This is a genomic window from Vibrio stylophorae (assembly GCF_921293875.1).
GTDB lineage: Bacteria > Pseudomonadota > Gammaproteobacteria > Enterobacterales > Vibrionaceae > Vibrio_A > Vibrio_A stylophorae.
In genome coordinates, this window is record NZ_CAKLDI010000002.1 from 207,084 (window position 1) to 218,719 (window position 11,636).

Below are 11,636 nucleotides of genomic sequence, written 5' to 3' on the forward strand. Positions count from 1 at the left end.
ATATGCACTCGCTCGATTTATCCATGATTGAACGCGACGATAGAGCCTTTGTAATGCAAAGGCTTTCGCCGTTTCCAGCACCCATTCAACATTTACTCCTTAACCAATACCTCAGCCACGCCACCAAGTTTGAACGCAATAGCTACCTTCGCATTACCACCAATCAACTCGCTGAGTCATTATCACTGCCACTTCACAAACTCGAATTAAATCTGTCAGAAGAAGAGCTGCGCGTAAAAGCCAAAGCGCTTGCAGGTGAGGTGTTAGAGCGCCGCAGACGTTGCCGTAATGATGACCGCGCTTTACCTATGGTGCGTGAGTTCGTGAGTAAGCAAGGGATTACCCCATACCAAGGCCAATATACCCAAGTGGGTGAGCTAGCGCGCTATTCTCATCACAGATGGTGGGTGGCTAAACTTCGCAAAGCGCTGCGCCGTAATATTGAAACGGTGATGCATCATCTCAATCAAGTGAACAAACGCAAAGGCTTGTACTGCTCTACACCTACACTCATTGCCAGAAAACAGCAAAAAGCTTATCAAAAGGCATTTTTAGAAAACACCATCGCCACCAATGAGCTCGGCCAGAGTTTTAGCTTGTATGAGCTCTCACAAAAAGGCGTTTCAAATCCAGTGATTCGCCGTGGTGAATTAATGCTACGTGCCAGAGGCTTTGAAGACCTCGCCAAAGAGCTCGGCCATGTAGCAACCTTTCTTACCTTTACTTGCCCATCAAAGTATCACCGCAGCTATTCAAGCTCGGGTCATGAAAACCCACAATGGGGCGGCTATACCCCATTAGACGGGCAATCCTACCTCAATCAAATCTGGCAGCAGATGCGCGCAACTTTGAGCCGCTTGGATGTTCGATTCTATGGTTTTCGTGTAGCAGAGCCACAACACGATGGCACCCCGCACTGGCATCTACTGCTATTTGTTGAGCCAAAGGAGTACCAAACCATGGTCAATGTCATGCGTGACTATGCCATGAGAGAAGATGGTGATGAAAAAGGCGCAGACCAACACCGTTTTACCGAAGTGAAAATTGACCCGAGCAAAGGCTCAGCCACAGGCTATATCGCCAAATACATTGCCAAGAACATTGACGGGGGCAACCTAGAGACTGGTGTTTATGGTGAAGACCCAAAAGCGGCCGCAGCACGCGTTGATGCATGGGCTGCTTGCTGGGGCATTCGCCAGTTTCAACAGCTCGGCGGTTGCTCAGTCACGGTATGGCGAGAGCTGCGCCGATTAAAAGAGGTTCAAGGCTTACCAGAGCATGCCAAAATTATTCTAGAGGCCGCAGATAAAGGCGACTGGAAAACATTTACCCAAGCCATGGGCGGCGTATTTAGCCAGCGTAAAGCGCAAGTATTCAAACCACACTATGAATTTACAGTGGATACAAACACAGGTGTGATCAAGTGCTCATATTATTGTGAAAGTGAATTAATGAGATCTCTGAAAGGTGTTGTCATTGCAGGACGTAGTATTATAACTCGTGTATTCACATGGCGTTTGGCTTCAATGGTTCGGCAGTCTTTTAACTTGGAGTTCTGTGAATAACTGTAATTTTTGTAAAAAATTAAATGTTTCAGGTCAAGTAAAATTATTAGCGTTGTATGTTATATTCGAAAAAAATTTTAGAATCATTGTTCTATAAGATCAAAAGTTGAACTGACTTTAAGATTCTGCGTGCGCCTGAAATGAGATTTATAAATTGAGACATAGGAGTTCTTAGGTGGCTTTTGATGCATCGCCTTCTTGGAGCGGGTTTAACTATCAAGGCAAGGTTGCTCTTTACTACACTTTACTGCAAATCAACGCATTACCCGTACAAACTGATTTATCAAAGCTGAGCTTGGTGTTAGAAGACAATGAGGACTTTGAGGTACGTGACAATGGTACTTTTGTTTCTTTTCATCAAGTGAAAGCCTACAACACCTCCTCATACAGCAAATATTCGGATGCTCTGCTGGAGATTACTTTAGAACTATCAAAAAACCCAAATGTGTTGGGGAAGATCCATACTTGGAAGCAAATTAATCCGAAGGCAAGTTTTACTTGTATAATCGACTCGTTGAGAGATGATATTCAATCGATAATAGACCAATATAGAGGCGCAAACCCTAAAGTCGGCAACACTATCATTGAAAAGGCTACATCGGAGGCTCCTAGCAGACCAAAGCCCGCAGCAATTATTAGATCAGCATTTCCTAGTGACTCGGCAACAGATATATGTTCCATGTTAACTGACATAGTTCTAAACCAAAACGATGCGATTTCACGTTTAGAGGCTTATGTTTACGAAGACGGTAATAGCTTTTGTGACCTCAATTCTATCAATGAAAAAATCAAATCTGAAATATCGAAATTACTATCATCAAGGAATCTAATAAATACTCAACAACGTGTTGAACAAACATTACATTACTTTTTGGGTATGATGGACAAACATATAATTGATAGACATAAAGCCAAGCAAGGGACTGAAAAGATATCTATAAGCTTCGTTGAAATAATTGAGGCTGCTATTCAAGATCACGAAGATATTGGGCTACATTACTTATCATGCGTTTTTAAAGAACAGTTTGCCCATTTAATTGATGAATACATCAACGATCCTGACTCCTATCAAGAAGTAGATGGTAAATGTAACTTAAAAGAAGCCAAAAACATCCTGTTGAATTTAGAGCCATTAGAGTTGTGGGATTACTATAGGCACTTCTGTCCCCATATAAATCTACAGGAATTTAACAATACCGAAAACGCTTTAAAAGTTGATGGGAATGGTATTCGATTTGTATTAATTAAAATACTCCATGAGTTGGATTACAAGTGCATATCCAATGTAAAAGAAAAGTGTCAAATTACGTATGAAACGACTTCTTTACCAATTAAAAGGTTTATCCCCAGCACAATAATGAATGGGATACCGCTTACTCATGTTGAAAAGAAAATAATAATGAATAGCAATATGTGGGAATTTCTATTTGAAGTCGAGAATATTATCTATGATGGTTATCATGTTCATTTATTTTCACCTAAATCAATAACCCATACTGAAGCTCCAATTGGAGATGATGAGGACTCTCGTTCGAAGAGGGATGATTTGTTAAGTAATATATCTTTAGTACCAATATCAAACGCAAAGGTTGCACTAAGCTCATGAATAAAATAATAAATATCATCCTCAATAGTAATGGGTATCAGGAGACTGATATAAATTTACATCAAGAGTTAGCGGAACTAAATCTGTTTAAACCTCGCGTGGATAACCATCGACAAGAATACTTTCTAGTAGTTAAACTTCATGAGCAATCTAATGAGGCTGCAAAACAGTTTCTTGAACATCATACACAGGATTGGTTTGACCAAATCATCATAAGTGGTTTTGTAGGGCAAGAGTTTGAGAAGAACTGCACCCTTATTCTTTGCCATAAAGAAGATCAAGTGAACAGGACCACCATTCTAATGATAGAAGAAGACCAATACAACTTTAAAAAAAATGTGATCACTTATACAGAGGATGAACTAATAGATCTTCAGGGCTACATAGATAGAAATCAGTTAAGTTCTTTGAATGAAGAAGTAATTAATAGTGTCATAAATGAAAATAGTGGAATGAGCTTCATACAATTCAAAAACAACAACAAAGAGCAGAAAGACTATTATTCTTTACTATTAAAATCAATCTTAAAGCTACCTTTTATTAGCTACTTACCACAAGAGCAACAATTGGCTAACTTAATTGATGATATAGAGCAATCGTTTTCCCCTAGCCAGTTAATTATATATAAAAACCTAACCGAAAATTCCGAGTTATGGGAAGAAGACAACATAGAAGAAAAAATTGAAGGTATATGGGGGCGAGGTCGTGATTAAACTTAGTAAAGTTACTTTCACTAATTTCAAAATATTTGGAGAAGATCCCTATACCATTAACTTTGCAGATCAACGCCTCATATTGCTCGATGGTCCTAATGGTTACGGCAAGACCTCGGTATTCGATGGTATTGAACTCGGGTTGACTGGAAACTTAACACGTCTTATATCACTTGAGGGGCGTCAGAACCCTTCAGACATTGTTGTCGCTCATCAAGGCCGAGATAATGTAAAGATTGAACTAGAGTTTAGTGATAATGAAGGGAGTACCAGAACTTTTATCAGACAACTAAAACAAACTATACCAAATAGTGCAAAGAAAATTTCTAGATTTCAAGAGCTATGGGATATATATGAAATTGTTGATGGCGTTTTTATCCCTTCCAATCAGAATCAACTAGATACATATTTTCAAAGTAGCGACTTTAAACGTGATTTTTTACTCTTTCACTACGTTCAACAAGAAGAGACTTCAAGGTTCCTCAAATCAAAGAACGAAACACAACGAGCAGAAGAACTTGCTCAACTGTTTGGTAACACGCGTGATGCCGATGAAAAACTAAATAAATTAGTCGAAATACTAGGAAAAATAACAGCTCGGAAGCGAAAAAAATCCGGTCAAATTGAGCAACTTAAAACACGTTACAACATTGATGCGGAAACTAGTATACAAACTGAAGGATTGGAAGCTCACTTTTTTATTTTACCTTGGCTTCAGGAGAGCAAAGATTTCGCATTTTGGGATGCTGAAAACATTCCAGACCTAAATGAAGAAAAGTTAAACAATGCTCTTAAGGAAATCGAATATCTTAAACATTTTCTGACACATAAGGACTTCTTCTTTCGCAATCTACGATTTGAAAACGCTATAGCGCAAAAAGAAGTTATCCAACTGTATGTTGGGTATGTGAATAGCATTAGTAACTATGATAGGTATGTTCAAAAGTCAAATGCGAACGGTATAATTAGGAGTTTTCTACTTGAACTGAACTCGAATAGTTTAGAAAAGATAGCAGTAAATGAAAATATTAATGACATTCTAGAACTGTTAGCATTCAAAGATATTGAAACTTTCAAGTATCAGCTCGATGAACTGATCAAGTTGGAGAAAAAATCTGTTGGCTTGAACTCGATATACTCTGAACTAGTTACCCATCATAAAGCTATGCAAAGTGGTTTAAGTAACGTGCCTGAGGAATCTGCTTGCATGTTATGTGGCCATGACTATAAGAGCCACATGGCTCTCAGTGATGCTATTGCCGAACATGGTGACTTACTTAAACAAGAGTTGACTGGGCAAGACAAAGCTCTAATCAAGGCGAGAGAAGAATTTAATGCTAAGTTCGTTCTACCTTTAGTTCAAATATGTTCTGATTACATCGAACAAAACCCTTCTCCGTCTCAGGAGGAGCTACTCGCGTTATCAAAAGCACGCAACTTGGAGAGCAGATTCAATAATCTGCGAGAATGGCTTCTGAAAGAAGGTATACAGTTTGATGACCTATTAGCGTCTTCTTTCCCTGTATCAGGCGGTAGCAATTATATAAGGGAAGCTTCTAACCTTTTATCTGAACGTATCCGTTCGGTTGTTGGCACTGCCCCGAAAGGTTATTACGAATCGAATGTGAACGGTGTTTTCGACCGTATATATGTTGACTATTTTCAGTCTAAGCAGGCTCGAACAGGTGAGATACAAGAAGAACAATTGGAGAGTAAAAAACGATATATTAAAGGGCTATACTTTAGCTCGCTGAAAGAAGTGGCAGAAAAACTCTCCAAGTTAATAAGTACTAAAGCTTTACTCGATAAAGCTGAGGTTGAAGTGAATGATCTTGTAGGGGTTGTCAAGACTAAAATTAAACAGTACAGAAAAAAGCTAATAACAGAAATTGAGATTCCATTCTATATCTACTCAGGAAAGATTCTTCAATCTCACCAAGCAGGTCTAGGGCATGGGATCTTCATAAAAGATCCTACAGGTAATGAAGAGCTTAAAAACGTCCGGTTGGTTTCTAACTGGGAAAGTGACCATGATATTCTAAATACGATGAGCTCTGGACAGATCTCGGCAATAGTAATATCTCTAACATTAGCTTTGCACAAAGTATACTCTTCTCGGTTTTCTAGTGTACTGATAGATGATCCTGTTCAAACTATGGATGAAATTAATATGTCGTCCCTCGTCGAGGTTCTAAGAAATGATTTTAAGGATAAGCAGGTAATTTTGTCTACACATGAAGATAAAGTTGCACGATATTTCACTTATAAATATTTAAAATATAATGAAAGTGTCAAAATTGTTAATTTGATGCAGAGGAGGGAATTTGTTCCTACAAATCGTTTTAAATACAGACAATTTGAATTGAAACATCAAACAAAACAATAGCAAATGGTTTTAATAGAAGAGTGGTAATAGGTTTAAAATACTCCTCTATTATCTTTCTATATTACTATTTTCTTTCGGTGAGTTCGGCTACATATGTGCTACATGAAATTAATTTGAATCTTATTTTGTTGCCTAAGTTGTTGTTTTATCGGTTAAAATGTCTAACTAGAATCAACCTTAACAGGGCGTTAGAAAACCTTCGTGGAATTCACTGTTTTCGGTGGGCGGTTTGCAGCCAATTCAATCAGCAGTGATTACGCGTTTCACTTCTAATCACGCGATCGGGCTGCAAACATAAGTTCAGCGCACGCATTACCTTCCAATTTTCCGTGCTTCCGCCAGGTTAGTTTTGTCATGTCGCCAATATGCACAATTTCTCTCAAATTTAGGTAAGTGCAATTGGCTCATTCAGGCAAAATTGGGCGGCGGTTAAGTTCTGCTATTGGTGCGGTGGTTTACGTTGGGCATGGCTGTTACTTTGGCATTTTTGAGCGCAGCGGTTTCTAACAAGTAGTTCAAGCGGGATGTCAAACTGTGCGCTGTTTTCGCCTCGCTCAAGTTTAGCGCACTACTTGTTTGTCACCCCTTAACTTAGCGTTAGGTGCCCAATATTAAGCAAGAGTGGACAATTACTTTCATGGATAGGTGAGTATTTATGGCTAAGGGTTTAAAGTATTTTACTGTCGTGCTACTAATCCTCACATCATTTATTGCTGGTGTTCAGGTGGGCAGGCAAGAAGGTGAGTCGACGACGCTGCAAATGATTTCATCGAATAGAATTCCTTCTATATTGGTTCATCTAATCGATTCAAGCGAAGCACTTAAATTTATAGATGAAGGCGAGTATGAGCGTGTGCGTAATCGACTCGATCTGTATGTTGGGACATGGCTAGTCCAAGCAATCAATATGTTGCTGTATTTGCCCGGGAAAGATAAGCAGAATGCATGTTTGGTTCTTAATAAAATTCACGCACACAGAACTAAGTATATTGAGCAATATCGCTCAGGCTTTATGAACCAACGGCTGGAAGAGGCAATGTCATCTAGAGAGTTGTGTGGTACTTGAATTGTCACCTAACAAGAACTTTCAGCGGATGTCAAATGCAGCGCAGTTTTTGTGTGGCTCGCTTCGCTCAAATTTTCACACAAAACCGGCTGCGCATTTGTCACGGCTGAAGTTTGCGTTAGGTGCACAGAGGTTTCGATGAATCGTCAATCAATAATAGAGAAAATAAAAAAATCAGCAGATAGATATGGTGCATCTAATGAACAACAAAACAAACTACTCGTTTCAATTTTAACAAATGTGTCTGAAAGAGAACTTTTCTTTGGTTTGTATTCTTTCTTTTATCACCCAGAACTTCAAGAAAACGTAAGTGAAAGGCAACGACTAGCAGGAACCATTCTGTTGGCCATAAAACCGACTTGCCCTTTACCTATAGACGGTGCAATTTATGCAATACTTGGATATTGGGATTTAAATATTAGAGAGTTACCATGGTATCTATGCGAGCATTTTGGCCAGAAAGAAATACAGTCATTCATAGAAGACCTCTTGCCCGATGTTGATGACAGTGAACTTAAGAAGAGCTCTAATACAATATTATTTTGGGTAAATCGTTATAAGGCAGAGACACCTAACAAGTAGTTCAAGCGGGATGCCAAACTGTGCGCTGTTTCGCTTCGCTCAAGTGTAGCGCACTACAGTTTGTCACCCCTTAACTTAGCGTTAGAAAACCATTCGTGAATTTAGGTTTATTTTGGCGGGCGGTTTGCAGCCAATTCAATCAACGGTGATTACGCGTTTCACTTCTAATCACGCGATCGGGCTGCAAACATCAGTTCACCGCAACCATTGCCTTCCAATTTTCCGCACTTCCGCCAAGTTGGTTTTCCGTGTCGCCAATATGCACAACCTCTCTCAAATTTAGGTAAGTGCAATTGGCTCATTCAAGCAAAGTTGGGTGGCGGTTGAATTCTGTAATGGGTGTGGTGGTTTACGCAGGGCGGGGCTGTTACTTTGGCATTTTTGAGCGCAGCGGTTTCTAACAAGTACTTTCAGCGGATGCCAAACGCTTCGCAGTTTTTGTGTGGCTCGCTACGCTCGAAGTTTCACACAAAAACCGGCTGCGCATTTGTCACGGCTGAAGTTGGCGTTAGAAAACCTTCTCTGAATTTATTTTTTCCGGTGGGCGGTTTGCAGCCAATTCAATCAACGGTGATTACGCGTTTCACTTCTAATCACGAGATCGGGCTGCAAACATATCTCGTGCAACCATTGCCTTCCAACTTCCCGTACTTCCGCCAAGTTGCTTTTTCGTACCGCCAATATGCACAACTTCTCTCAAATTTAGGTAAGTGCAATTGGCTCATTCAGGCAAAGTTGGGTGGCGGTTAAGTTCTGCAATTAGTGCAGTGGTTTACGCTGGGCGAGGCTGTTACTTTGGCATCGTTGAGCGCTGCGGTTTCTAACAAGTACTTTCAGCGGATGCCAAACGCTGCGTAGTTTTTATGTGGCTCGCTGCGCTCGAATTTTCACACAAAACCGGCTGCGCATTTGTCACGGCTGAAGTAGGCGTTAAATGTTATCAGGAGGAATAAGGTGAAAGCGCGTCAAAAGTTAGATGAAACGCAATTGACCCCAGTAAAAGTGTATAAACTATTGAGTGTAATATTTCCAAAAGCCAATGACTATGCGCCTTCTGAAAGCGGTTACGTAGAAGAACTATCTGAACTGCGTGAATTTTCAATTCGATCTATACGAGACTTGAGGTTGTTATTGAAAAGGCATCGAAGAGAAATTATCAGCATTGATCGTAGCCCAATAAATGCGTATCACCAGAAGATGTATAGAGAAGAAATGGGTGACGCTGTGTTTTTGGACCATATGAAGAAATGCTACTGGTTTGCATTGCCTGCAATTTTACGTATTGCGTTGGAGCTTGAATTTGGTGAGCAATATACTGAATTTGCTCACAAGCGAGATAACATTTAACAAGCTGTACAAGTGGGACGCCAAACAGCGCGCTGGTCTCGCTTCGCTCGAGTATAGCGCTAAGCTGTTTGTCGCCCCTTAACTTAGCGTTATAAGGAAATTTGAAATGTTACATACATCAAACCCAATGGGATGGGCAAACTCGTTGGCTAGCACCAAGAGCAAGGTGATGCTTTCAGTGTTGGTGTTTCTGGGTGTGTTCCTTTGGGAGTTTTATACTATCTATGAGACTGTGCAGTTTGCAGCGGGAGATTCTTCACTAACATTTCTTGAGTTTCTTACTACGCGAAGTGTTATTTTTATTGCTGTGTGCGTATTTATACCGGCGTTTAATTTTTTTGTTATTTTTAGACTTCTGAATAGAGATAACAATGTGGAAGATACAAATTCCATATAACAAGTGCATTAAGTCGCCAGCTTCGCTGGCTGGGATGCCAAAGCTACGCGGCAATTTTCTTATGGGCTGCGCTAGAGTTTAATCAAATTGCCGCTTTGAATGGCACCCCTTATGCAAGCGTTATACCCCATATGGAAACTAGAATCTTATGAAGTTTAACGATACCGATTTACTAGATTTAGCAAGTGGCCTAAAAGCAGCAATAGAGATGCATGAAGTAAAATCAGAGTATCAGGATTCATTACTTTCCGATATCCTTTTTCAAGTAGCAAGCCTAATAGATGAAAAGCAAGGCTCAACCTTGCATGAGGAAGTTTTCGGATTGCTAGAAAATTACACCCCTCAATTTTCAGATTATTTAGTCTGCGAACTAGACATAAAGTATGGTGATGAAGTACTAGAAACCAATGTCTTGAAATCAAACATAGAGATATCAGAAGGTTTATTATTAAATCTAGAATTGCTGTTAGATCTAAGGGATATCTCAGAAATAGACGATGACATAGATACCAATAGTAAATTTCAGGGTAGTAAACTCTCCGAGTTAACTTTCAAACCTTTGCATGGTGCAAATGAAAGTTATAGAGAGCGATTTAGTACATTACAAAATCTCGTGAATTTTATTGCTGAGGTGGCAGGCAAATGGGTATAACAAGTAGTTTAAGCGGGATGCCAAACAGTGTGCTGATTTTCGCTTCGCTCAAGTTTAGCACACTGCTATTTGTCACCCCTTAACTTAGCGTTATAAGTATTGAGAGGGAAATCATGAAATATGTAGCCATAATATTGAGTTTAGTTCTCATTGGTTGTGGAGATTCTAGTAATCAAAATGAAATGGAGCGCATCAAAAAAGAATTAGCTGTGTTGGACACTTATACAGAACAGCTTGATGAAGATTATGAACAGCAAAAGGCTGTCTACGATCGACAAACCGCTGAGTACGACCGACAAACGAAGATTGTAGATGCACAGCAAAAGCATATGCAAGAGCAGCTTGATCGGTATGACAAACTACTAGACCGTTGGGAACTACAAGCAGATCGAATGGATAAAATACTTGATGCTCGAGAAGCAAACTTATAACAAGTGCATTAAGTCGCCAGCTTCGCAGGCTGGGATGCCAAAGCTATGCGGCAATTTGTTTTTGAGCTGCGCTTGAGTTTAATCAAATTGCCGCTTTGCATGGCACCCCTTATGCAAGCGTTAGCTTTACTTTATAACTACTGAGAAAGAATTATGGACAAGACATCAGAGCTAGAACAAATCAAAGCAAAAATAGGGATTACGGAACTTTCTGGGACAACTGCAAAAGACTTTGAAAAAATACAGGAACTTGCTGCAAATGGTGATATAACCAAAGAGCAAATGAAGCTACTTGTGGAGGCAATACCTCATTTTGTTCAACTTCAACAGGCATATGTAGATGGACTTAAATCAGTAATAAGCTCAGCAAAAGAAACTCAAAAAGATGCTCTAAGAGGGATCTCTGTAACTCTAGAAAATATTACAGATCTGCTTAAAACAATTGTGCATAAGTCTGAGACTGAGGAGCTACGTTCAAAAATTGCTGACATTGCTTTAAAGCTTGCTGATTACGGTCTTGAAATTGCGAAAATCATGCAAGAAACAAACAAGGAGAACAATAATACTTGGAAGTATATTGCAGGCGGTGTGTCTGCCGTCGTAATGGTTGTCGGCGGGCTACTACTCCGGCGGAAGTAAAGCTAACAAACGCATCAAGTCGCTCGCAAGCTCGCTGGGACATCAAAACTACGCGGCGATTAGTTTTGGTGCTTCGCCCAAGTTTAAACCAATCGCCGCTACGTTTTGCTGCCCCTTATGCGGGCGTTAGAAAACCTTCGGTGAATTTAGGTGTTTTTGGGTGGGCGGTTTGCAGCCAATTAAACCAACGGTTATTACGCGCTTTGCTTCTAATCACGCGATCGGGCTGCAAACATAAGTTCAGCGCGCGCA

The 11,636-nt window shown here is 40.0% G+C and carries 11 protein-coding genes; all 11 read left to right on the forward strand.

Annotated elements, in window-relative coordinates; translation table 11 throughout:
- Window positions 1-2 precede the first annotated feature (2 nt).
- The 11 genes from L9P36_RS14560 to L9P36_RS14610 all read left to right on the forward strand — a co-directional run bounded on the left by L9P36_RS14560 (window position 3) and on the right by L9P36_RS14610 (window position 11,384).
- Window positions 3-1,565, forward strand: coding sequence for a replication endonuclease (locus L9P36_RS14560; RefSeq protein WP_237468673.1), 1,563 nt, complete (start codon window positions 3-5; stop codon window positions 1,563-1,565).
- Window positions 1,566-1,740: 175 nt separating this feature from the next.
- Entirely contained in the window at window positions 1,741-3,171 is a 1,431-nt protein-coding gene (locus L9P36_RS14565) for an ABC-three component system protein (RefSeq protein ID WP_237468207.1), read from the forward strand.
- The gene (locus L9P36_RS14570; protein WP_237468209.1) at window positions 3,168-3,884 is read left to right on the forward strand and encodes an ABC-three component system middle component 1; all 717 of its coding nucleotides are present in this window, start codon (window positions 3,168-3,170) and stop codon (window positions 3,882-3,884) included. The genes L9P36_RS14565 and L9P36_RS14570 overlap by 4 nt, the downstream gene beginning before the upstream one ends.
- On the forward strand, window positions 3,877-6,270 hold the full coding sequence (locus L9P36_RS14575; protein ID WP_237468211.1) for an AAA family ATPase: 2,394 nt from the start codon (window positions 3,877-3,879) through the stop codon (window positions 6,268-6,270). The genes L9P36_RS14570 and L9P36_RS14575 overlap by 8 nt, the downstream gene beginning before the upstream one ends.
- 655 nt (window positions 6,271-6,925) lie before the next feature.
- Window positions 6,926-7,336 carry a hypothetical protein gene (locus L9P36_RS14580; protein WP_237468213.1) on the forward strand — a complete coding sequence of 137 codons (411 nt, stop codon included), beginning with the start codon at window positions 6,926-6,928 and terminating at the stop codon, window positions 7,334-7,336.
- 138 nt (window positions 7,337-7,474) lie between these two features.
- A complete protein-coding gene (locus L9P36_RS14585) occupies window positions 7,475-7,918 on the forward strand; it encodes a hypothetical protein (protein WP_237468215.1) in 444 nt (147 codons plus the stop codon).
- 339 nt (window positions 7,919-8,257) lie between these two features.
- Entirely contained in the window at window positions 8,258-8,668 is a 411-nt protein-coding gene (locus L9P36_RS14590; RefSeq protein WP_237468217.1) for a hypothetical protein, read from the forward strand.
- A gap of 204 nt (window positions 8,669-8,872) precedes the next feature.
- Entirely contained in the window at window positions 8,873-9,265 is a 393-nt protein-coding gene (locus L9P36_RS14595; RefSeq protein WP_237468219.1) for a hypothetical protein, read from the forward strand.
- A 545-nt stretch (window positions 9,266-9,810) separates the two neighbouring features.
- On the forward strand, window positions 9,811-10,314 hold the full coding sequence (locus L9P36_RS14600; protein WP_237468220.1) for a hypothetical protein: 504 nt from the start codon (window positions 9,811-9,813) through the stop codon (window positions 10,312-10,314).
- Between the two features lie 113 nt (window positions 10,315-10,427).
- Window positions 10,428-10,745, forward strand: coding sequence for a hypothetical protein (locus L9P36_RS14605; protein WP_237468221.1), 318 nt, complete (start codon window positions 10,428-10,430; stop codon window positions 10,743-10,745).
- A gap of 153 nt (window positions 10,746-10,898) precedes the next feature.
- Window positions 10,899-11,384: a DUF334 domain-containing protein gene (locus tag L9P36_RS14610; RefSeq protein WP_237468223.1), complete on the forward strand. Its 486-nt coding sequence runs from the start codon at window positions 10,899-10,901 to the stop codon at window positions 11,382-11,384.
- Window positions 11,385-11,636 lie beyond the last annotated feature (252 nt).